Below are 22,209 nucleotides of genomic sequence, written 5' to 3' on the forward strand. Positions count from 1 at the left end.
CCCGCCCCTATCCTGGTTGCCATGCCCGCCTCCTCCCAGCCCCTGGTGTCCGTCGTGATGGGCTCCGACTCGGACTGGTCGGTGATGCAGGAGGCGTCACGACTGCTCGACGAGTTCGGAGTCGCCCATGAGGTGGAGGTCGTCTCCGCGCATCGCACGCCCGAGAAGATGATCGCCTTCGGTGCGGAGGCCGCCGGTCGTGGCGTCCGGGTCATCATCGCCGGCGCCGGCGGTGCCGCCCACCTGCCCGGCATGCTCGCCGCCGTGACGACGCTTCCCGTCGTCGGCGTTCCCGTCCCGCTGGCGCGACTGGACGGCTTGGACTCGCTGCTGTCGATCGTCCAGATGCCCGCCGGCGTGCCGGTCGCGACCGTGTCGATCGGTGGCGCGAGGAACGCCGGGCTGCTCGCCGTCAAGATCCTCGCGACCGCCGACCCCGCGCTCACGACCGCGCTGGCCCGTTTCGCCGACGACCTCGAGGCGAGCGTCGAGGAGAAGAACCGGGCGCTGAAGTCGAAGCTATGAGCTCGGCGACCGTGCTGCGCCACCCCGACGTGTCGTCGCCGGGCGAGATGACCGCGCGCGGCTGGTGGCTCGTCGGCCTCAACATCGTCTTCCCCGGCACCCCGCAGCTGGTCGCCGGCAACCGGGTGCTCGGGCGAGTCGGGATCCTCGCGACGCTGCTGCTCTGGGTGCTCGCCGTGATCGCGCTGGTGCTGATGCTCGTGGCGCCGTCGTCGCTCTACACGTTCGCCACCCAGGCCGGGAGCCTCACCGCCCTGCAGCTCCTGCTCATCGGGTACGCGGTGCTGTGGGTGGTGCTCACGCTGGACACCCTCCGGCTCGTCCGGCTGGTGAAAGCGCGCTCGAACGCCCGCGGCTGGATCGCGGCGTTCTCCGTGGTCGTGCTCGCCGGTCTGGCCGGGACCGCCGCCTACGGGTCCACCGTGGCCGGCTCCGCGCGGGGAGCCCTGAGCGACATCTTCGCGGCGGGACCGTCCGTGCCCCCGGTCGACGGCCGCTACAACATCATGCTGCTGGGCGGCGACGCGGGGCCGGACCGTGAGGGCCTGCGGCCGGACAGCATGTCGATCGTGAGCATCGACGCGGCGACCGGCAAGGCGGTCACGATCGGTCTCCCGCGCGACCTGAACCCGGTGCCGTTCTCGGCGAAGTCGCCGCTGCGCACGCTCTACCCCGAAGGCTACGGCTATCACGACGCGTGCGACGTCGACGTGTGCCAGCTCAACTCCATCTACACGGAGGTCGAGCTGTACAAGCCCGACCTCTACCCGAACGCGAAGAAGCAGCAGAGCGAACCGGGCATCGAGGCGATGCGTGACGCGCTGGAGGGCGCGACCGGACTGACCATCCAGTACTACGTGCTCATCGACATGCAGGGCTTCGCCGACTTGATCGACGCGCTCGGCGGTGTGGACATCACCGTGAGCGAGAAGGTGCCGATCGGCGGCGACGAGGACCTCAACGGCGTCGTCGAATGGATCCAGCCCGGCAAGCACCACCTGGACGGGTACCACGCCCAGTGGTACGCCCGCGCCCGGCACGGCACCAGCGACTATGACCGGATGGCGCGCCAGCGCCAGCTGCAGGACGCCATCCTCAAACAGTTCAACCCGCTCAACGTGGTCACCAAGTTCCAGGACATCGCGAAGGCCGGTGCCCAGGTCATGAAGACGGATATCCCGCAGTCCATGCTGGGATACTTCGTCGATCTGGGCATGAAGACGCGCGCCCAGCCCGTCGACAAACTGGAGCTGGTGCCGCCGGCGATCAACCCGACGAAACCGGATTACACGCAGATTCACCAGCTGGTCCAGCAGGCCCTCGCACCGTCGAAACCCACCCCCACGGGACGCTGACCGCTCCCAGGTGACCCCTGAACAGGTCACAGGAACCGCCCAGGGGTGACCCGTAGCGTCGCCGGCCTATGGCGGGTACTGGTGGAACCGTGGACGAGAAGACCGTGACGAAGAACGGAGCACGACTGACGGCCCTGGACGGCCTGCGCGGCCTGGCTGCCGTCGTCGTGCTCCTCCACCACGCCTTCTACACGAACCCCGGGTTCCCGGGTACGCCCGGTGGCGGCCACGCCCCCGTCGGCTCGCCGATGTGGTGGATCAGCTACACCCCGCTCAAGCTCGCCACCGCCGGCGTGGAGTCGGTGATCGTGTTCTTCGTGCTCTCGGGGCTCGTCGTGACGCTGCCCGTCGTCCGCCGTCGCGGCTTCGACTGGGTGGCCTACTTCCCGCGGCGTGTCGTGCGGCTGATGGTCCCGGTGGTCGCCTCCGTGCTCCTCGCGGCGGCGTGGGTGGCGGCGATCCCGCAGGTGAGCACGCAGCCGCACGGCACCTGGCTCAGCGACTCGTCGACGCCGAACTTCTCATGGGAGTACATCGTCAAGGCCGTCGACCTGCTCGGCGGGGACGGCCAGATCAACAACCCGCTGTGGTCGCTGCGCTGGGAGCTCGCGTTCTCGCTGCTGCTCCCGGTCTTCGCGATCGCCGCCCTCGCCGTGCGCCGCTGGTGGATCGGTGGGCTCGCGCTGGCGTGTGCGCTCACCTGGCTGGGGGCCCGCGCCGGGTCGGCCGAGCTGGAGTACCTCCCGGCCTTCTTCGTCGGTGCGGTGATCGCGGTCCGCCTCGACATCGTCCGGAACACCGCAGACCGCATCAACCGGCGCTGGTTCCGGCACCCGCTGTGGGCGCTGCTGGCCATCGGGAGCGCGTTGCTCCTCATCGCACCGTGGCTGGTGGGACCGGGAGTCGGGCAGATCCCCGAGCTCGAGCCTGTGCTCAAGGGCCTCGTGCCGATCGCCGCAGCAGGGCTGGTGGTCGCGGCGCTCGGGTGGACACCGCTGCGTGCGGTCTTCGAGTCGCGCCCGCTCCAGTTCCTCGGTGCGATCTCCTTCAGCCTCTACCTCGTGCACGTGCCGATCATCATCTTCAGTACGTACCTGTTCGCCGGGCAGGCCTGGTACGTCCCGCTGCTCTTCGCGATCCCGGTGGCCGTGCTGGTGGCGGTCGGCTTCCGCTGGCTGATCGAGAAGCGCAGCCACGGCTGGTCGAAGGCCGTCGGCGCCTGGGCGTCGGATCGCTATCGGACCTGGTTCGGACGGGACGACGACGAGGAGCGCCGTCAGAGCGCGCCGGCCTCCGAGGAGCGCGTCGCGGGCTGAGCAGGGGAACCCGGCCGTTCCCCGGGGTAGCGCGAGGCGAACGTACCGGAGACGAGCTTCCCGAACCAGCGCGAGAGACCGTGCGAGCGCCTCTCGACGAGCCAGTAGAACAGCACGGCGACCCCGAGTGCGCTGACGATCGCAAGTCCCGCGACCACGGGGAGCGACGCCCCACGGAGCAGGTAGGAGAGCGCGACGATGATCGGCACGTGCACGAGGTAGAGGCTGAACGAGATCCTGCCCGCCCATTGGAAGGGCTGTAGCGACAGCAGCGCACCGAGCGGCCGCCACTCCAGGCAGCACACGATCAGCCCCAGCGCGGCGAGCGGCTGGAGGCCGACGAGCGTGGTGCTCGTCATCGGGTGTCCCGCCGGCACGAACCAGGTCGAGATCAGCAGCAACGCGGACGCGGCGAGTGCGACGAGCCACACCAGCCAGCCCACGCGCCAGGAGCTGATGCGTGTTCCGACCGCCCGGAGCCTCGGCAGGCCGACAGCCGCGAGCGCGCCGACGAAGAACGCCGGGAGGTAGTGGAACCCGTCGGCGCGGGAGTCCTTGCCGAGGAACACCGCGAACACGGCGAGGGCCAGCAGCAGCGGCCACCAGCGGCGCAACAGCACGGCTGCGCCGACGAAGAGCGGCAGCATCATCGAGAACGCCATCTCCCAGTAGATCGACCACAGCGGGTTGTTCAGCGCGAAGTCGCCGGCCATCGGGTCGAGGTTGGCGACGAACCGCTCGATCCAGACGGGGTAGACACTCGTCGCGGCCACCCACGACGAACGCGCGTGCTCGGGATTCTGCGTCACCAGCAGGGCGAGCGCAGCCGCGAGCAGGATCGAGCAGACCACCGGGAGTCCGATGCGCACGAGTCGTCGCGGGTAATACGACATCCAGTCGAACGGTCGGCCGTTGAGCAGCGGGAGGGTGAGCACGAAGCCGCTCAGGACGAAGAAGACGATGACGGCCTCCGGGCCCGCGGTGAGGAGCTTCAGCGGAGAGTACGTCAGCCACCAGGAGATCGAGCCCGGGTGCGGTGTCTGTCCTCCCATGTAGGTGGCCGCGATCGGAGGGTACAGCAGGGAGACATGATGGACGACGACGATCAGGGCGGCGACGCCGCGCAGGCCGTCGAGCGCCGAGAGCCGTCTCGGCAGCGGGGGGAGTGCTGGCACGTGTGTTCCGTTTCAGAGGTCGGCGTGCAGCTGCCAGACCCGCTCCGCGGAGTCACGCCAGCTGAACGCGCGCGCCCGGTCGGAGGCGAGTACGCCCAACCGGGTGCGCAGGTCGGCGTCGTCGAGCAGCCGGCCGATGGCCCCGGCCAGCCGCTCGCTGTAGTCGGCGTCGTCGGCGGCGGACGCCGGCCGTTCCACCACGATGCTGGCCCCGGCGGCGACCTCCACGAGGGCGGGGTCGTCCGAGTGGATGACCGGCAGACCGAACTTGAAGGCCTCCACGATCGGCAGCCCGAAGCCCTCTGCGAGGCTGGGATAGACGAACATGGTCGCGCGGTCGAGCACCACGGCCAGGTCGGCGTCGTCGAGGCGGCCGAGCGCACGCACCCGGTCCTCGGGGAGTCCGGCGGCGGCCGCGACACCGGTCGCGGTGCCGTCGCCGTAGCGGTCGGGCCCGGCGATCAGCAGCGGGATGCCCTGAGCCTCCGGGCGGGCGACGGCGCGGATCAGCGGGGCGATGCCCTTGCGCGGCATGATCGAGCCCAGGGTGAACGCGTAGACCTCGGGCAGCTGCAGCCGGGCGGCGCGCGCGTCGGCGTCGGCCGGGAGCCGCAGCGTCGTGGCCGGCGCTCCGCCGATCACCCGGATGCGGTCGCCGAAGTCGAACACCTCGGCGAGACGGTCAGCGACGGCGTGGGTCGGAACGACGATGGCGTCGGCGAACTTGCGGGCGCGCTTGGCCATCGATTTCGTCCACATCACCGAGGCGGCCCCGAGCGATTCGGGGTGGGTCCAGGCGAGGGCGTCATGGATCGTGACCGCGATCTGGTCGTCGGCGTCGGCGGAACGGTGCTTCCGCAGCGGCGCCAGGAGGCTCGGCGCATGGATCATGCCGCGCACACCGCCGACGGCGATGCCGGACTGCCAGGCGAGGGAGAGTTCGCGCCGGGCGAGGGGGAGGCGCACAAGGTCGGCGAGCCCGGGCAGCGACGATCGGACCTCGTCCAGCTGCTCGTCGGGCACGTTCGACACGAACGCGCGCACGTCGCAGCCGGCTGGGGCGGTGGTGATGAGCTGACGGGTCAGCTCCTCCGTGTACCTCCGGGTACCACCGGTCTCCGCAGCGGTGAGGTCATCGACCACCACGCTGAGTGTCGTCATCTGTCTCCAGCTCCAGGACTCCGTGCCGTGCCGCGTCTGCCAGGGCTTCCTGCCAGGACCGCAGCGGCTCGAGGCCGGCCTTGGCCCAGGCCTCGTGTCCGAGGACGGAGTAGGACGGTCGCGGTGCGGGTCGCACGAACGTCGCGCTGTCGGTCGGTGTGACCCTATCAGGGTTCAATCCGGCTGCGCTGAAGACAGCCTTCGCGAACTCGAACCAGCTGGCCTGCCCGGAATTCGTGCCGTGGTAGACACCGGAAGGCGCGTCGGATTCGAGCAGGGCGACGATCCGGGCGGCGAGGTCGCCGGTCCAGGTCGGCTGACCGAGCTGGTCGGCGACGACGCTCACCGTCTCGTGGGTCGCGGCCAGCTTGACCATGGTGCGCGCGAAGTTCGCTCCGCCGGCGCCGTAGAGCCACGCGGTGCGCACGATGTACGTGCCTTCGGGGTGCGCGGCGAGCGCCAGCTCCTCGCCGGCCGCCTTCGTACGCCCGTAGGCGTTGATGGGATCGCGCGGGGTGTCCTCGGCGTACGGCTCGGTGGCGTGGCCGTCGAACACGTAGTCGGTGGAGACGGTCACATAGCGCGCACCCGCCGCTGCGGCGGCGATGGCCAGGTTCTCGGTGCCCAGGGCGTTGATCGCGTACGCCTCGTCCTCGTGCGTCTCGGCGTCGTCGACCTTGGTGTACGCCGACGCGTTGACGACGGCGTCGTGACCGGCGACGGCAGCGACGACCGCATCGCGGTCGGTCACGTCGAGCTCGGCGCGACCGAGAGCGGTCACGGTGTGGGCGCCGAACGCCTTCTGCAGGTCCTGCCCGAGCTGGCCGTTCGCTCCCGCGATGAGGACGCGCATCAGTTGTCCAGCGCGGCGCGCGCCTTCAGCGGCTCCCACCACTCGCGGTTGTCGCGGTACCACTGCACGACGTCGGCGAGGCCCTGCTGGAACGGCACCAGCGGCTCGTAGCCGAGCTCCTTCTGGATCTTGGAGATGTCGACCGAGTAGCGCAGGTCGTGACCGAGGCGGTCGGCGACCCGGTCGACGTACGACCAGTCTTTGCCCGTGGCCTCCAGCAGCAGCTCGGTGAGTTCCTTGTTGGTCAGCTCGGTGCCTCCGCCGATGTTGTAGATCTCGCCGGGGCGGCCGTTCACGAGCACCATCGCGATGCCGCGGGTGTGGTCGTCGACGTGCAGCCAGTCGCGGATGTTGTTGCCCTCGCCGTAGAGCGGAACGTGCTTGTCGTCGATCAGGTTGGTGACGAAAAGCGGGATGACCTTCTCGGGGAAGTGGTAGGGGCCGTAGTTGTTCGAGCAGCGTGTGATCGAGAGGTTGAGCCCGTGGGTGCGGAAGTAGCTGCGCGCCAGCAGGTCGCTGCCGGCCTTGGAGGCCGAGTAGGGCGAGTTGGGCTCGAGCGGGCGGTCCTCGGCCCACGAGCCCTCGGCGATCGAGCCGTAGACCTCGTCGGTCGAGACGTGCACGAAGCGCTCGAGCTTGTTGCGGAGCGCGGCGTCGAGCAGCTGCTGGGTGCCGAGGACGTTGGTCTCCACGAAGATGGAGGCGTCGCGTACCGAGCGGTCGACGTGCGACTCGGCCGCGAAGTGAACGACGGCGTCGACCGTCGGGAAGAGCTCGTCGAGCAGGCCGCCGTCGCGGATGTCGCCCTTGACGAACGTGTAGCGGGGCGAATCGGCGACCGGGGCGAGGTTCGCCAGGTTGCCCGAGTACGTGAGCGCGTCGAGTACGACGACCTCCGCGCCCTCGAGGCCGGGGTAGGCGTCCTGCAGGGTCCGGCGGACGAAGTTGGAGCCGATGAATCCGGCGCCACCGGTGACGAGAATCTTCATGCGGATGGGCTGCTTTCTGTCGGTGAACCGCCGACGAGTCTACCGGAGGCCCGGGGCGCACCCCCTTGGTAGACTCCCGGGGTGCAGATCCGAGAACTTTCGATCCCCGACGCCTACGAGATCACCCCGGTGCAGCACGCGGACGACCGCGGCCTGTTCTTCGAGTTCTACCGGTTCGACCGGTTGGAGGAGGCCGTCGGCCACTCGCTCGACCTCAAGCAGGGCAACACCTCGGTGTCGCGCCGCGGCTCGGTCCGCGGCATCCACTTCGCCGACATCCCGCCGAGCCAGGCCAAGTACGTCATGGCCCCGCGCGGGGCCGTGCTCGACTTCGTCATCGACATCCGCGTCGGCTCGCCGACGTTCGGCGGGTGGGACTCCGTCCTGCTCGACGACACCGACCGGCGTGCCATCTACGTCGCGGAGGGCCTGGGGCACTGCTTCGTGGCGCTGACCGACGACGCGACAGTGAGCTACCTGGTCACCGACGTCTACAACCCGGGGCGCGAGCACGGGATCAACCCGCTCGACGCCGAGATCGCGCTCGAGTTCCCCGTGCCGGCCGACGAGCTGCTCCTCTCGGCCAAAGACACGGACGCCCCCGGCCTCTCGGAGGCTCGGGAGACCGGCCTGCTCCCGACCTGGGACGCGGCCCGCGCCTACTACGCCTCCCTCGACCAGAAGTAAGGACGACACCACACTCATGCGCGGAATCATCCTCGCCGGCGGATCCGGCACCCGGCTGTGGCCCATCACCAAGGGCATCTCCAAGCAGCTCATGCCCATCTACGACAAGCCGATGATCTACTACCCGCTGTCGACGCTGATGATGGCCGGGATCAACGAGATCCTCATCATCACGACGCCGGAGTACAACGGCCAGTTCCGCGCGCTCTTCGGAGACGGCTCGCAGCTCGGCATCACCATCGAGTACGCCGTGCAGCCGTCGCCCGACGGCCTGGCGCAGGCCTTCATCATCGGCGAGGAGTTCATCGGCGACGAGTCGGTGGCGCTCGTGCTCGGCGACAACATCTTCCACGGCACCGGCCTCGGCTCGTCGCTGCGCCAGCACAACGACATCGACGGCGCGCTGATCTTCGCCTACCAGGTGAGCGACCCGACGGCGTACGGCGTCGTCGAGTTCGACGACAGCTTCACGGCCCTGTCGATCGAGGAGAAGCCGACCGTTCCCAAGAGCAAGTACGCGGTTCCCGGCCTCTACTTCTACGACAACGATGTGATCGAGATCGCCAAGAGCATTCAGCCGAGCGCCAGGGGCGAGCTCGAGATCTCCACCGTCAACGAGCGTTACCTGAAGGCCGGCCGGCTCCAGGTGCAGGTGCTCGACCGCGGGACCGCGTGGCTCGACACCGGCACATTCGAGTCGATGATGCAGGCGTCTGAGTACGTGCGCGTGATCGAGGATCGACAGGGCTTCAAGGTCGGCTGCATCGAGGAGATCGCCTGGCGTGCCGGGTGGATCACCGACCCGGAGCTCGCCGTGCTCGCCCAGCCGCTCCTCAAGAGCGGCTATGGTCGCTACCTCGCCGCGTTGTTGTCCTGATCAGCGGGAACCTTCGGAATGCGCCTCGTCAGGTACCAGGCGCGAACGGACAGGCCGGATCGGAGCGTCCAGCGCAGCGGCGCCAGCCAACCGGCCGAGTACTTCTTGCTGAGGTACCGGTAAGCGCTGTCGTGGTGCACCTGGATCATGCGGGCCGAGTCGTTCGTGGTCGAATGGGCGCCGGTGTGCATCACGCTCGCCGACGGAACCAAGACGCTCTTGAGGCCCTTCTTGCCGAGGCGGTAGCCGAGATCGACGTCCTCGAAGTACATGAAGTAGCCCTCGTCGAAGCCGCCGATCGCATCGAACGCGGCGCGGTCGACCATGACGAACGACCCGGAGAGCCACCCGACCGGGCGTTCCACCGTGAGTGAAGCGGCCTCCTCGCGATAGGAGCGGGTCCACGGATTCGACGGCCAGATCAGCCCGAAGACGGCGTGCCCGACACCGGTGCGCAGCGAAGGCAGGCGGCGCGCGGACGGATACACCGAGCCGTCCTCGTTCACGACGCGCGGGCCGACCGCGCCCGCGTGCCATCGTTGCATGGCATCGACGAGCGTCGAGATGGCACCGGGAGTGACGACGACATCGGGATTGGAGACCACCACGTAGCGGATCTCGGCCGGCAGCGAAGCCACGACGCTGTTGATGGCGCCGCCATAGCCGCGGTTCTCCCCGAGCTCGAGGAGCTTCGCCCCGTGTGCGCGGGCGATGCTCCGACTGCGGTCGACGTCCGTCGACGCGTTGTCGGCGATGACGACCAGGAGCCCTCCGGGCTCCGCCTCGGCCAGGGAGGCCAGGAACGGCTCCAGCTGCGAACTCGAGTTGTACGCCACCGATGCGACCGCGACGGAACGGAGCGGGGAATCGGTCATCCCTCACAGCATAGATGCTGGTCAGGGGGGCGAGAGCACGCAGAGAAAGTCCAGCCGGACGATTGCTAGACTTGTGCGCTGTCCGATCCGGCCTGGCCGGGGAGCGAAGCGAGGGTGGATTGACTGCGATCAGCAGAGGCTGGAAAGTGCTTACGGAGCAGGGTCCACGGGCACTGTTCGCCAAAACGGCTCGGCTGGCGCTCCGGCCGTTCCGCGTCCTCCGCGACGAGGGCCCCCGGTCGCTCTTCGCGCGGGTCCTCGGCAAGGCTCATCGCCGCCTGACGGTGAACACGCCGATGATGCTGGTCGCATTCGATGATGCCGCAGAGGTCGACTGGACTACCCCCGCCCCGCAGCTCCAGTCCCCGATCTCGGTGGCAGAGGGACCGATCGACATCGCCTGGATCATGTCTCCGCCCGGCAAAGAGTCCGGCGGGCACCAGAACCTGTTCCGCTTCATCGACTTCGCGGAGCAGGCGGGGCATCGCTGCACGATCTATCTCTACACGTCGGCCGAGGGCGTCGTCAGCATCCCCGAGGTCCGCGCGATGCTGGCGACGACGGACGCGTACCCTTCGCTGGAAGCCGACATCCGCATCTACTCGCGGGAACGTGGTGTGCACGACTCCGCTCAGGCGCTTTTCGCCACCGGCTGGGAGACGGCATATCCGGCTTACCTCGACAAGAGCTCGGCCAGGCGTTTCTATTTCGTCCAGGACTTCGAGTCGATCTTCTACCCGCTCGGCAGCGAGTCCGTTCTCGCTGAGAACACGTACAACTTCGGCTTCCACGGGATCACCGCGGGCGGATGGCTCGCCCACAAGCTCAGCAGCGATTACGGGATGTCAACGGACCACTTCGACTTCGCGGTGGACAAGCGCCGCTACAACGTCGTCAACACGGAGCGCCGCAACGAGATCTTCTTCTACGCCCGGCCGGTGACGCCGCGTCGAGGCTTCGAGTTCGGGTTGCTGGCGCTGGAGGAGTTCGCACGGCTGAAGCCCGACGTGACGATCAACCTCGCCGGCTGGGACGTCTCCAACTGGAACGTCCCGTTCGAGTACCGCAATCTCGCCAGCCTCGAGATCTCGGAGCTGAACGACGTCTACAACCGGTGCGCCGCCGGCCTGGTGCTCTCGCTCTCCAATATGTCGCTGCTTCCGCTGGAGCTGCTGTCCAGCGGCGTCGCGCCGGTCGTGAACGACGGGCCGAACAACCGGATGGTCTCCGACAACCCGTTCATCGAGTATGTTCCGTTGTCTCCGCCCGCGATCGCCCGTCGACTGGTCGAGGTCGTCGACCGGGCGGACCAGGTCGAGCGCTCCCGGCTCATGTCCCAGTCGGTCGCCGAGATCTCCTGGGAGGACTCGGGCAAACAGTTCGTGACCGCGTTCGAGAGGGCTATGCGTGGCTGACGCCGTCGTCATCGGAGCCAACGGGTTCATCGGGTCCCACCTCGTGGACGGGCTCGTCGACGCCGGGCACTCGGTGCGGGCATTCGACCGCTTCAGCTCGCGCCGTCCGACGTTCCAGCGGCCGGCCGAGGTGATGGTGGGGGAGTTCCTGAGCCGCGCCGACCTCGAGGCGGCCGTGGCCGGCCAGGACTACGTGTTCCATTTCCTGTCGACGACCACGCCGGCGACAGCCGAGGGCGACCCCACGCTCGACATCCGCACCAATCTGGCGCAGACGATCGAATTGCTCGAGGCGAGCGTTCAGGCAGGCGTGCGACGGTTCTACCTCGCGTCCACCGGCGGCGCGATCTACGGCGATCAGGGCAAGCGCGAGTACTCCGAGCTCGACGCGACGGTGCCTGTCTCCCCCTATGCGATCGGCAAGCTGGCGATCGAGCAGTACCTGAGATTCTTCCGTGTCAAACATGGGCTGGAGTCGACGGTCTTCCGCATCTCCAACCCGTACGGGACACGGCAGCATCCCAGCAAGAAGCAGGGACTCATCCCGATCGCGCTACGCCAGATCCTCAACGGCGAGCCCGTCGTGCAGTTCGGTGACGGCTCCATGGTCCGCGACTACCTCTTCGTCGAAGATCTCGTCCGGATGATCGTGCCTCTGACCGAGCGTGCGACCGAGTACGACCTCTACAACATCGGCAGCGGAGAGGGACACACCGTCGAAGAAGTCCTCGCGGCGCTTCGGCGGGTCACGGAGACCGACTTCGCAATCGAGCGTCGTCCGACCCCGCCGACCTTCGTCGACCACGTCGTCCTCGACACCGGACGCTATCGGACCGAGTTCGGCGAGATGCCGCTCACTCCGTTGGACGAAGGAATACGAAAGACCTACATCGAACTGAAAGAGGAACCGCAGTGACCCCGTCACCGGTCGTCACGGTCGCCATCCTGACCTACAACGGCGAGAAGTACATCGAGCGCATCCTGAAGAAGCTCCGCAAGCAAGACTTCGCTGAGCCGTTCGAGGTGCTCGTGATCGACTCCGGCTCCACGGACAGGACGCTCGAGATCGTCCGTTCGTACGAGGAGGTGCGCCTCCACGAGATTCCCAACTCCGAGTTCGGTCATGGCAAGACACGCAACCTCGCGGCCCAACTGGCCAACGGCGAGTTCGTCGCGTATCTGACCCATGACGCCGTCCCGAGCAACCGGAAGTGGCTGAGTGAGCTGATCGCGCCGTTCCAGCGGTTCCCGGAGGTGATGGCCGTCCTCGGCAAGCAGGTGGCCCGCCCGCGGGCGTTCCCTTTGCAGAAGTACGAGATCCACGGCATGTTCCGGCACCTGGGCCCGGATTTCGGAACCACGCTGTTCTATGCGACCCCGGACCTGCTCGAAGACGCGGCCAGCATCTCGGTCATGTCCTATTACTCGGACGTGAACTCGGCCGTCCGCCGGAAATTCCTGCTCGAGGTGATCCCCTACCGAGACGTCCGCTACGCGGAAGACCAGATGTTCGGGCGTGACCTGATCCTGGCCGGGTACACGAAGGCGTACGCGCCGCGGGCGATGGTCGAGCACTCGAATGACCTGACCCTCCAGGAGTACGGCCACCGCATCTTCGACGAGACGGTCGGACTCCGTCAGATCGGCAACGACATCCCGGTGATCAGCCGTGCAGCGGTCGTCACGTACGCGGCCAAGGGCACGATCGGCGATGGCATCCGTATCGCACGCGACCGCGCATACAGCTGGAAGCGCAAGGCATACTGGCTCACCATCAACCCTGCATTCCATTTCGCCAAGTGGAATGCGTACCGGCGCTCAGCCCTGGTCGATCTGGATGATCACGGCGCCATCCAGGCCGGCTCGCTGGAGCACAAGCGCAAGGTCAAGCACGAGCAGAGATCGGCCGAGAGCGCCTGATCAGCGCGCGCCCAGCGAGGTGTAGATCCCGTCGAACTGCGCTGCGAGGGTGGCGAACCCGAAGCGATCGCGGATAGGACGCGCGATCGTCTCGGGCGCGACGTCGGCAAACCTCTCGTGCGCGGCCTCGATCGCCCGCGCGAAGGCGTCGACGGTCATCCGATCGCGGGGGATGATGACCGAGTTGGATTCGTCCGCGAACTCGGTGAAGCCGCCGACCGCGGCGGCGACGACCGGCACACCTGTCGAGAGGGCCTCGGCCGCGGATGTGAAGAAATTCTCCTGCGTCGAGGGGAGGAAGTAGACGGACGCATGTTCGTACTCGACGAAGCGCTCGGCCGGGTCGACATTCCCCACGAGGGTGAACGCGTTCTCCAGCCCCAGCTCGGCGACACGCCGTTCCACATCAGCGCGCAGCGGGCCGTCGCCGACCCAGCGCATGGTGACTGTCGGGTGTTCGGCGCGCAGTGCGGCGACCACGTCGACGGCGAGGAGTGGGTTCTTGCGGGGGACGAGCGCGCCCATCGCGACGAGGTGGATGCCATCCGGCCGGGAATCGGGTATCGGCCGAGGGTTCTCGACGACACACGGGATGACGGCGGTCGGTGTTCGTCCGGCGAAACGTCGCATCCGGTCGGTGAGCTCGGTGGTGTCGCCGCCGACGTAGTCCGCGAATCGAAGCGTATTCCGGAGCCAGCTGAAAGCCGTCCAGACCTTGCCGACGGACTCGGGACGCGAGACTCCGTTCCAGTGCTCGGCGTGGACCCACGGGCGTCGCATCCATGGACGCACCAGGCTGAGCGCGAGGACGGTCGAGAACGCCATCGACTGGACGACATCGGCGTCGGCGCTGTTCTTTCGGAGGGTTCGCAGCCCTCGGATCGCACGAATCGGGTGACGGGGGGAGAGCGGGATGCGGGTGACGGGGAGTCCGCCGTACGCCTCGACCCGGATCGGCCCGCTCGCGCCGAGCTGCACGTGCGTGACCGCGACGTCGGAGGTGTCGGCGATGGTGTGCGCGTGTTCGAGGTTGAACGGCGCCTCGGTCGGACGCGCCTCGGAGGGGAACCACGTGCTGACGACGGCCACCCTGCGCCGCGTCACGTGAGCTCGATCTTCGCGTTCCGGACGAGAGGGACGGCTCCTTCCGCCGTGACGGACGTGCGCAGGGCGAGGACCCCGTTGCCGTAGTCATCGCCGGGGACCTGGAAGGTGCCGGCAGGAGTGGCGAGGTCGTAGTTCCGTCCGGCCTTGTCGCCGAGTCCGACGTTGATCATGTACTGACCGGGCCCGACACGGAGGTCGGGGATGGTGAAGACGAGTTCGTGGCGGCCGGTCGAGGTCGGTAGTGCGAGTTCGTCGAACGTCGTCATGTTGTACAGTCGCATCCCCAATGCGGTCTCGATCGAGAACCCGACACCCCAGTCCGGGACGGACTCGTTCACGTCGACGCCGAGGCGGGCGGTCAGGGTGGTCGTGCCCGCGTCGAAGCTCGATTCGAGGTCGAACGAACCGACTTCGAGAGCGAGCTTCCGGCGGCTGCCGTCCGCATTGCGCAGTACGGCCCGGCGCTCGTCTTCGTATCCTTCTCGGAGGATGCGGATGCCCTCGCCTGGATTGCCATCGTGCTGGATACGACCGCCGTCGAGTACCACCACGCGGTCGCACAATGAGCCGACCTGCTCCGCCGAATGGCTGACCAGGATGATCGTGCGACCCTCGTGCTGGAACTGCGCGATCTTCTCCATGCACTTGCGTTGGAACGGCTCGTCGCCGACCGCGAGGACTTCGTCGACGAGGAGAAGGTCCGGGTCGACGTGCACAGCGACGGCGAACGCCAGCCGCACGTACATTCCGGAGCTGTAGAACTTGACCTGGGTGTCGATGAATTCACCGATTCCGGAGAAGTCGACGATCTCGTCGAAATGCCGGTCGGTCTCCGAGCGGGTCAGCCCGAGGATGGCTGCGTTGAGATAGACGTTCTCGCGGCCGGTGAGGTCGGGATGGAACCCTGCTCCGAGCTCGAGCAGCGCGGCCATCCTGCCGCGTCGGAGAATACTGCCCTTCGTCGGCTGGATGATCCCGCCGATCACCTTGAGGAGCGTGCTCTTGCCCGATCCGTTGTGACCCACGAGCCCGACGGTGCTGCCCGAGTGGATGTCGAGGGAGATCTCGCTCAGCGCCCAGAAGTCGTCGCGGTGGCGGCGCGCCCTGCGGAAGTTGACGAAGCGTTCCTTGAGCGACTTGTCCTTGTGCATGATGAAGCGCTTGGAGACATCGTTGACGCTGACGATAGTGGGGGACGACATGGAAGGCGTTCTCAGAGCTCCTGCGCGAAGTTTCCCTGGAGCCGCGCGAACACGCGCTGTGCGAGCCAGAGAAGGACGATGCTGATGACGAATACCACGAGCAGGCGGATGCCGAGACCGGGCGGCCAGACCTGCGCCATCGGTCCGGTGGCGGTGTCGCCCGCGGACCACAAAGCGCGCTGCATGCCGAGGATCGCGATCGTGACGGGGTTGGCCAGGTAGAGCTGCTCCAGCCAGTTCCCCTGGAGGAGTTTGTGCACGTATGTGTAGGAGTAGACGATCGGCGAGGCCCAGAACAGGATGATGAGCGCGATCTCGACGAGGTGCTGGGCGTCGCGCAGGTAGACGTTGACCGCGGAGAGGAACAGCCCGATCGCCGTGGAGAACACCACGAGCGTGATGACGCTGGCCGGCGCGAGCAGGATCCCCGCGCTCCAATCGAACGGCACGCTCGCGAGGAAGATGATCGCCAAGACGAGCACGATCAGTTGCACGAGGAAGTTGAAGAGGGCTCCGCCGATCGAGCTGAGCGGGAAGATCTCGCGCGGCAGGTACACCTTCTTGACCAGGCCGGAGTTGGCCAGGATGGAGGTGGTGGAGCTCTGGACGATCTCCGAGAACAGTCCCCACATGGTGAGTCCGATGAAGACGAAGATCGCGAAGTCGGGCGTCGCCCGCGCGGCGCCGAGCACCTGGCCGATGGCGAGGTAGTAGATCAGCAGCTGGGCGATGGGCCGGAACAGGCTCCACAGCACGCCGAGCGAGCTGTCTTTGTAGCGCGACTTGATCTCGCGGCGCACCAGCAGTCCGAGGAGGTCGCGGTGCGCCCAGATGTCCGCCACCGAGCGCGCGGTTCCCCGGAACAGGCCAGAGGTCGTGCCCACCGCGACGAGCGGCTCGGTGGAGATGAGCGCAGCTCGGGAACGCGCTTCGGGAGAACTCATGGCGAATAGCTTAACTCAGCGCACCTGAACGAAGAGCGGACGCCGCACGTACTCGCCGAGGCGGCTCTGTACCCCTTAATAGGGCTGTGTCTGCCCTCGTGGCCCGGAAAGCGCCTGGCTAGACTCGACGGAGCGACCCGAAAGCACACGACGCGACAACCGTCGCATCTCGCCGACCCCGAGAGACGACATCCACATGAGCAGGTCCGCACCCCCCACCGCCTTCGCCTTCGCCGTGCTCCTCGCCGCAGCAGCGCTGCTGACGGCGTGCACATCCGCGCCTCCGGAGGCGACGGGTCCCGCAGCGCCCTCGGCGACCAAGACCAGTTCGCCGGGCGCGGACGAGGCGACGCCGGCGCCGATCGAAGCGGTCCTGGTCGTCGCCAGCGTCGATGTCGACGGCCGCAATGTCACGGCATCCGGCTATGTGCAGGGGACCGTTCAGGACAGCGGGACGTGCGAGTTCACCTTCAGCGCGAACGGATCGGAGTTCACCGTGGAGCACGACGCGAGCGCCGACCGGATGACCACGTCGTGCGGCAGCGTCCAGGTGCCGATCGAGAAGTTCCAGCGGGGGCCCTGGAAGGTGACCGTCGGCATGACGATCGACGGCACGCCCCACACGTCTGAGGCGACGACAGTGGAGGTGCCCTGATGCGGGGCCGTGTCATCGCCGTCGTCGCCGTCGTCGCAGCGCTCTGCGCCGTGCTCGTCCCCGTGGCATCCCCGACGCAGGCTCCGCCTGCCGCGGCCGCCGACGCACGCCAGTTCGATCCAGGCGACATCATCAGCGACGCCCTCTTCTTCGATGGTGGAGCCATGGGCGCCGGCGACGTGCAGTCCTTCCTCGCGAGCAAGGTCGCCTCGTGCACCGCCGGCTACACCTGTCTCAAGGACTATCGGCAGACGACGTCGTCGAAAGCCGCCGTGAGCGGCCGGTGCGACGCGTACGCGGGTGCGGCGAACGAGCTGGCCTCCACGATCATCGCGAAAGTCGGCGCGGCCTGCGGCATCAGCCAGAAGGCGCTCATCGTCCTGCTGGAGAAAGAGCAGAGCCTGGTGAGCGACACCTGGCCGACGGCCGGGCAGTACCGATCTGCGACCGGATACGGATGCCCCGACACGGCGGCGTGCGACACCGAGTACTACGGCTTCTTCAACCAGGTCTACAACGCGGCGCTGCAGTTCAAACGGTATGCCGCGACGCCGACGAACTGGAATCACATCGCCGGCCGGGTGAACGCCATCCGTTACAGCCCGAACGCCGCGTGCGGCTCGGGAAACGTGTTCATCCAGAACCAGGCGACCGCCGGCCTCTACAACTACACCCCGTACCAGCCGAATGCGGCAGCCCTCGCCAACCTGTACGGGACGGGGGACGGCTGCAGCGCGTACGGCAACCGCAACTTCTGGCGGATCTTCACCGACTGGTTCGGCTCGACGACCGCCGCAACAGCGCTCATGCGCACGATCTCCAACGCGACGGTGTACATCGTCTCGGGAACGGTCAAGTACCCGATCTCGAGCCAGCTCATCCTGAACGCGTATGCACCGCTCGGGCCCGTCGGGTACGTGTCCCAGAGCTACCTCGACGGCTTCACCACCCAGCAGACCGCCGGACGGGTCATGCGATCGCCGGGCGGGACGATCTACTTCACCGATGCCAGCATCAAACTGCCGTTCCTCTCGTGCGGGCTCGTCGCGGACTACGGCGGCCAATGCGGCACGAGTGGCTACGTGCAGTTGACCGACGAACAGCTCTCCGGGTTCGCCACCGGTCCCGCGATGGGGCCTGTCCTGGGAACCACTTCCGGCTCGCGCTACTACGTGACCCAGGGGTCCAAGCGCGAAATCCTCGACGCCACGTCGCAGGCCAACGCCGGTCTGCCCGCGAGCTACAACGTCCTCACCGAGAACGCCGTCGCGACGCTCCCTCTCGGCCAGCCGATCATCCGGGAGGGGGTCTACGCCCTCGACCGAGGCACCTCGACGTATTCGTATCTGGGCAACGGGCAGCGGTATGCGGTGGACGCGGGTGCCGTCGGCTCTTCCCAGGTCGCGTCGCGGTCCGTCGGGTCGCTCTCGAGCGCGAGTCTGGCGATGCTGCCTGCCGCCTCCACGTCGTTCGCGGGCCTGGTGACCGTGTCCGGCTCCAGCACGGTCTCCGTCCTCGCAGACGGCGGACGCTACGACTGGCGCGCGTCCGGCCCGACCCTGACGACGGTGCCGGTGCCGCAGGCGTTCCTGGACACGTATCCGTCGAAGGGCCAGATCGCGGCGGGCTCCAGCATCAAGACGTCGAGCTCGGCGACGGTCTACCTGGTGATGAGCGACAAGCTGCTGCCCGTCGGCGCCTGGGAGTCGCTGGTCGCCCTGTCGGGCGGGGGGACGCCGGTGATCAGCACGGTTCCGGACGCGCTGGTCAACGCCATCCCGAAGGGACCTGTCGCTCTCACCACGAACACGCTCGTCCGGTCGGATGCCGATGCCACGGTGTACCTGATCAACGGGGTGACGAGCAAGATCGCCATGTCGAACTTCGCCTACGCGACGGAAGCCGGCCTGACCGCGTTCAGCTACACGACGCAGGCCCGGATCGACGCCTATCCCCGGGCGACCACCCTGCTGGGATTCGGACTGACCTGCGGCAGCAACAACTATGTGAGCGCCGGGGGCAGCATCCACCAGGTCACCGATGCCCAGAAGGCGCTCTACCCGTTCACCTTCGTGGCGCTCGACAGCTACGCCTGTCAGCTGCTCACCATCGGCACACCGGCCACGTCGTTCATCCGCACACCGGACGGCAGCATCTATCAGCTGGTCGGCGGACAGAAGCGCCACATCGACTCGATGCAGCGCTTCGCTGAGCTGAGCCAGGGCCAGACGTTCCTCAACGTCCACGCGTTGTTCGGGGCCGCGATCCCGACGGGCCCGGCCGCCTGAGCGAGCCGAGCCGCGATCGATAGACTCGGGTGGTGTCATCCGCTGAATCCGTACGTGCCGGACGTCGTTCGTTCCCCACGATCATCCTCATCCCGATTCTGATCTTCCTGGCGCTCGGCGCCTGGGCGGTGTCCTCGCCGATCGGATCGAGTCCGGACGACGACTTCCATCTCGCGAGCACCTGGTGCGGTCTCGGAGACCGGCCCGGACTGTGCGAGGCGGTCCCCGGGCACGCGGACGAACGCTCCGTGCCCTATGCGGCTGCGGAGACGCTGTGCAATCGGACGACCGCAGCCCAGGACGCACGGTGCAGTCCCGCGGAGGTGGCCAAGCCGCATCCCGCGCTGGTCGCGACCGACCGCTGGAACCACGGCGGCCAGTATCCGCGTGTCTTCTATGCGATCCAGAGCATCTTCGCGAGCCCTGACGTCGCCGTCTCGGTCATCGTCATGCGTCTCTTCAACGCCGCGCTCTTCGCGGGGGTCGGCACTCTGCTCTACTTCCTCCTTCCGACCCGTCGACGTGGCACGCTGCTCTGGATGTGGTCGGTCACGGTCGTCCCGCTCGGGATGTTCCTGATCGCGTCGAACAACCCCAGCTCCTGGGCGGTGATCGCGGGCGGCTCGGTGTGGCTCGCCCTGGTGGGATTCTTCGAGACCACCGGCAAGCGGATGTGGGGACTCGGGGCGGTCGCTCTCGGCACTGCGGTCATGGGAGCGGGCGCGCGCGCCGACGCCGCCGTCTATGTCGGCGTCGCCGTGGCGGCTGTCGCGGTCTTCGAGGCCAGGCGGACGCGGGAGTACGCGCTCAAGTGCATTCTGCTCGCCGGGCTGCTCGTGCTCGCCCTGCTCCTCTACCGCAGCGCCGGCCAGTCGGGTTCGAGCGGTGGTCTCGTCGGCAGCCACGAGGGGAGCGGCCTCAGCGCGGTCGGACTGCTCTGGAACAACCTCCTCGACCTGCCGGGACTCTGGTCGGGGTCGCTGGGGACCTGGGGACTGGGATGGCTGGACACGCCGATGCCGGGCGTCGTGCCCATGTTCGCGATCGGCGTCTTCGGCGCCGCCCTCTTCGCCGGCGCAGTCGCTTTCAGCGTCCGGAAGCTGCTGGCGATGATCGTCTCCGGCTTCGCGCTGGCGGCCATACCCAGCTATGTCCTGTTCGCGGGCGATGCCATCGTCGGCAAGGAAGTACAGCCACGGTACGTCCTGCCGTTGCTCATCATGTTCGCCGGCTTCGCACTCCTCGACACGAATGGTCGTGGGCTGCGATTCACCCGCTTCCAGGTGGTGGCCACTGCCGTCGCCCTCGCCGCAGCCAACGCCGCCGCACTGCACGTCAACATCAGGCGGTACATCTCAGGCTTGAGCGTTGAGGACCCCAACCTCAATCACTTCGTGGGCCAGTGGTGGCTGGGGCCGGTCTCGCCGATGGTGGTCTGGGTGGTCGGGACGCTCGCGTTCGCTGGAGCCGTCGCGATCGCGCTGTGGTCCACGCGGGTCGAGCGCGAGGAACCTGCGGAGCTCGCTGTCGTGACGGATCAGACAGCCGCGCCGATCACACGATAGGCGGCACCCGGCCACGCGTCGGGCGAGCTGACGCGCCGTCCGTCGACGACCGCGCGTACCCCGGGGATGTCCGTCGAGCCGAGCGAGCGATACTCCGCGTGGTCTGTCTGGATGACTGCGGCGTCGGCCGCGCCCCCGAGGTGATACGGCCGGAACCCGAGAGTGCGAAGCTCGTCATCCGTGTACAGGGGGTCGTGCACGACAGCGACAGCACCTCGCGCCTCGAGCTCCGCGACGGTGGGGAAGACGCCTGAGAACGCCGTCTCTTTGACACCACCGCGGTAAGCGGCGCCGAGCACGACCACAGTCGCGCCGTCGAGACCACCGGTAGCTGCGTCGAGCAGGTCGACGGCGTGGGCAGGCATCAGCGAGTTCGCCTCGCGGGCAGCGCGGACGACCGTCGCCTCCGGGTCGTTCCACAGATAGAGGCGCGGGTACACCGGGATGCAGTGGCCACCGACCGCGATCCCGGGCCGGTGGATGTGGCTGTACGGCTGTGAGTTCGACGCCTCGATGACCTGGTACACGTCGATGCCGGTGCGCTCGGCGAACTGCGCGAACTGGTTCGCCAGCGCGATGTTGACGTCACGGTAGGTCGTCTCGGCCAGCTTGGCGAACTCGGCGGCCTCGGCGGAGCCCAGGTCCCAGACCCCGTTGGGCCGGTCGAGGTCGGGGCGCTCGTCGAACTCGAGCACCTGCTCGTAGAACTCCCTGGCACGGTCGGCACCGGCCGCGCTGAGACCGCCGATGAGCTTGGGGTAGCGTCGGAGGTCCGCGAAGATCCGTCCCGACAGCACGCGCTCGGGGGAGAACGCGACATGGAAGTCGGTGCCCTCGGTCAGGCCGGAGACCTCTGCCAGTCGTGGCGCCCAGCGGGTCCTCGTCGTGCCGACGGGCAGAGTTGTCTCGTAGGACACGAGAGTGCCCGCTGTGAGGTGACGGCCGATCGAGGCCGTCGCCGAGTCCATCCAGGTCCAGTCGGGGCGCGCCTCGGCGTCGACGAAGAGGGGGACCACCACGACGACGGCGTCGGCGTCGGGGATGGCCTCGGAATAGTCGGTGGTCGCACGGAGCAGGCCGGAGCCGACGACCTCGCTGAGCCGTTCCGGGAGCTCGGCCTCACCGGGGAATGGTGCGATCGCCGCATTGACCGAGGCGACGACCGCGGGGTCGACATCGACACCGACGACGGTGTGCCCCTTCGATGCGAACTGGACGGCCAGCGGCAGCCCGATCTTCCCGAGCGCGACGACGGTGATTCTCATGATGCTCCATCTTACGGTCCGGTTCTGAGGGGTCC

The 22,209-nt window shown here is 67.8% G+C and carries 20 protein-coding genes; 11 read left to right on the forward strand and 9 right to left on the reverse strand.

Annotation, left to right across the window (positions count from 1 at the left end):
• Window positions 1–21 precede the first annotated feature (21 nt).
• From purE to KNO15_RS15925, 3 genes are all read left to right on the forward strand, one after another.
• Window positions 22–525 (forward strand): 5-(carboxyamino)imidazole ribonucleotide mutase, encoded by a 504-nt coding sequence (purE, locus tag KNO15_RS15915; RefSeq protein WP_241704785.1) that lies wholly within the window; start codon window positions 22–24, stop codon window positions 523–525.
• Entirely contained in the window at window positions 522–1,880 is a 1,359-nt protein-coding gene (locus KNO15_RS15920) for an LCP family glycopolymer transferase (RefSeq protein ID WP_241704786.1), read from the forward strand. The genes purE and KNO15_RS15920 overlap by 4 nt, the downstream gene beginning before the upstream one ends.
• Before the next feature lie 68 nt (window positions 1,881–1,948).
• Complete coding sequence (locus KNO15_RS15925; protein WP_241704787.1) at window positions 1,949–3,196, forward strand: acyltransferase family protein; 1,248 nt, start codon at window positions 1,949–1,951, stop codon at window positions 3,194–3,196.
• On the opposite strand, the gene KNO15_RS15930 is transcribed toward KNO15_RS15925, so the two are convergent.
• Genes KNO15_RS15930 through rfbB form a run of 4 tightly spaced genes read right to left on the reverse strand, consistent with a single transcriptional unit; the run spans window position 3,157 to window position 7,374 of the window.
• Window positions 3,157–4,371 carry an acyltransferase family protein gene (locus KNO15_RS15930; protein WP_241704788.1) on the reverse strand — a complete coding sequence of 405 codons (1,215 nt, stop codon included), beginning with the start codon at window positions 4,369–4,371 and terminating at the stop codon, window positions 3,157–3,159. The two genes, KNO15_RS15925 and KNO15_RS15930, sit on opposite strands and share 40 nt — an antisense overlap.
• Before the next feature lie 12 nt (window positions 4,372–4,383).
• Window positions 4,384–5,532, reverse strand: coding sequence for a glycosyltransferase family 4 protein (locus KNO15_RS15935; protein WP_241704789.1), 1,149 nt, complete (start codon window positions 5,530–5,532; stop codon window positions 4,384–4,386).
• Window positions 5,504–6,385 carry a dTDP-4-dehydrorhamnose reductase gene (gene rfbD / locus KNO15_RS15940; protein WP_241704790.1) on the reverse strand — a complete coding sequence of 294 codons (882 nt, stop codon included), beginning with the start codon at window positions 6,383–6,385 and terminating at the stop codon, window positions 5,504–5,506. Before rfbD ends, KNO15_RS15935 begins: the two co-directional genes overlap by 29 nt.
• Window positions 6,385–7,374 (reverse strand): dTDP-glucose 4,6-dehydratase, encoded by a 990-nt coding sequence (gene rfbB, locus KNO15_RS15945; protein ID WP_241704791.1) that lies wholly within the window; start codon window positions 7,372–7,374, stop codon window positions 6,385–6,387. Before rfbB ends, rfbD begins: the two co-directional genes overlap by 1 nt.
• Before the next feature lie 81 nt (window positions 7,375–7,455).
• Here rfbB and KNO15_RS15950 point away from each other — a divergent pair, with 81 nt between their 5' ends.
• Both KNO15_RS15950 and rfbA read left to right on the forward strand, forming a co-directional pair.
• On the forward strand, window positions 7,456–8,061 hold the full coding sequence (locus tag KNO15_RS15950) for a dTDP-4-dehydrorhamnose 3,5-epimerase family protein (protein WP_241704792.1): 606 nt from the start codon (window positions 7,456–7,458) through the stop codon (window positions 8,059–8,061).
• Window positions 8,062–8,077: 16 nt separating this feature from the next.
• Window positions 8,078–8,938 (forward strand): glucose-1-phosphate thymidylyltransferase RfbA, encoded by an 861-nt coding sequence (gene rfbA, locus KNO15_RS15955; protein ID WP_241704793.1) that lies wholly within the window; start codon window positions 8,078–8,080, stop codon window positions 8,936–8,938.
• Here rfbA and KNO15_RS15960 read toward each other — a convergent pair.
• A complete protein-coding gene (locus tag KNO15_RS15960; RefSeq protein ID WP_241704794.1) occupies window positions 8,914–9,813 on the reverse strand; it encodes a glycosyltransferase in 900 nt (299 codons plus the stop codon). The genes rfbA and KNO15_RS15960 overlap by 25 nt on opposite strands.
• 146 nt (window positions 9,814–9,959) lie before the next feature.
• On the opposite strand from KNO15_RS15960, the gene KNO15_RS15965 reads away from it, so the two are divergent.
• Genes KNO15_RS15965 through KNO15_RS15975 form a run of 3 tightly spaced genes read left to right on the forward strand, consistent with a single transcriptional unit; the run spans window position 9,960 to window position 13,148 of the window.
• Window positions 9,960–11,228, forward strand: coding sequence for a rhamnosyltransferase WsaF family glycosyltransferase (locus KNO15_RS15965; protein ID WP_241704795.1), 1,269 nt, complete (start codon window positions 9,960–9,962; stop codon window positions 11,226–11,228).
• Complete coding sequence (locus KNO15_RS15970) at window positions 11,221–12,144, forward strand: NAD-dependent epimerase/dehydratase family protein (protein WP_241704796.1); 924 nt, start codon at window positions 11,221–11,223, stop codon at window positions 12,142–12,144. The genes KNO15_RS15965 and KNO15_RS15970 overlap by 8 nt, the downstream gene beginning before the upstream one ends.
• Complete coding sequence (locus KNO15_RS15975; protein WP_241704797.1) at window positions 12,141–13,148, forward strand: glycosyltransferase family 2 protein; 1,008 nt, start codon at window positions 12,141–12,143, stop codon at window positions 13,146–13,148. The genes KNO15_RS15970 and KNO15_RS15975 overlap by 4 nt, the downstream gene beginning before the upstream one ends.
• Here KNO15_RS15975 and KNO15_RS23380 read toward each other — a convergent pair whose 3' ends face one another.
• Genes KNO15_RS23380 through KNO15_RS15990 form a run of 3 tightly spaced genes read right to left on the reverse strand, consistent with a single transcriptional unit; the run spans window position 13,149 to window position 16,401 of the window.
• Window positions 13,149–14,252, reverse strand: a complete 1,104-nt coding sequence (locus tag KNO15_RS23380; RefSeq protein WP_241704798.1) for a glycosyltransferase family 4 protein — start codon at window positions 14,250–14,252, stop codon at window positions 13,149–13,151.
• Window positions 14,249–15,457: an ABC transporter ATP-binding protein gene (locus tag KNO15_RS15985; protein ID WP_241704799.1), complete on the reverse strand. Its 1,209-nt coding sequence runs from the start codon at window positions 15,455–15,457 to the stop codon at window positions 14,249–14,251. Before KNO15_RS15985 ends, KNO15_RS23380 begins: the two co-directional genes overlap by 4 nt.
• Before the next feature lie 11 nt (window positions 15,458–15,468).
• Entirely contained in the window at window positions 15,469–16,401 is a 933-nt protein-coding gene (locus KNO15_RS15990) for an ABC transporter permease (protein WP_241704800.1), read from the reverse strand.
• A gap of 196 nt (window positions 16,402–16,597) precedes the next feature.
• On the opposite strand from KNO15_RS15990, the gene KNO15_RS15995 reads away from it, so the two are divergent.
• Genes KNO15_RS15995 through KNO15_RS16005 form a run of 3 tightly spaced genes read left to right on the forward strand, consistent with a single transcriptional unit; the run spans window position 16,598 to window position 20,909 of the window.
• The gene (locus tag KNO15_RS15995; RefSeq protein WP_241704801.1) at window positions 16,598–17,056 is read left to right on the forward strand and encodes a hypothetical protein; all 459 of its coding nucleotides are present in this window, start codon (window positions 16,598–16,600) and stop codon (window positions 17,054–17,056) included.
• Window positions 17,056–19,344: a hypothetical protein gene (locus KNO15_RS16000; protein WP_241704802.1), complete on the forward strand. Its 2,289-nt coding sequence runs from the start codon at window positions 17,056–17,058 to the stop codon at window positions 19,342–19,344. The genes KNO15_RS15995 and KNO15_RS16000 overlap by 1 nt, the downstream gene beginning before the upstream one ends.
• 32 nt (window positions 19,345–19,376) lie before the next feature.
• Window positions 19,377–20,909 carry a DUF2142 domain-containing protein gene (locus tag KNO15_RS16005; protein ID WP_241704803.1) on the forward strand — a complete coding sequence of 511 codons (1,533 nt, stop codon included), beginning with the start codon at window positions 19,377–19,379 and terminating at the stop codon, window positions 20,907–20,909.
• Here the strand turns inward: KNO15_RS16005 and KNO15_RS16010 are convergent.
• Window positions 20,882–22,174, reverse strand: coding sequence for a nucleotide sugar dehydrogenase (locus KNO15_RS16010; RefSeq protein ID WP_241704804.1), 1,293 nt, complete (start codon window positions 22,172–22,174; stop codon window positions 20,882–20,884). The two genes, KNO15_RS16005 and KNO15_RS16010, sit on opposite strands and share 28 nt — an antisense overlap.
• Window positions 22,175–22,209 lie beyond the last annotated feature (35 nt).

It is taken from the genome of Leifsonia shinshuensis (assembly GCF_022606355.1).
Lineage (GTDB): Bacteria > Actinomycetota > Actinomycetes > Actinomycetales > Microbacteriaceae > Leifsonia > Leifsonia shinshuensis_B.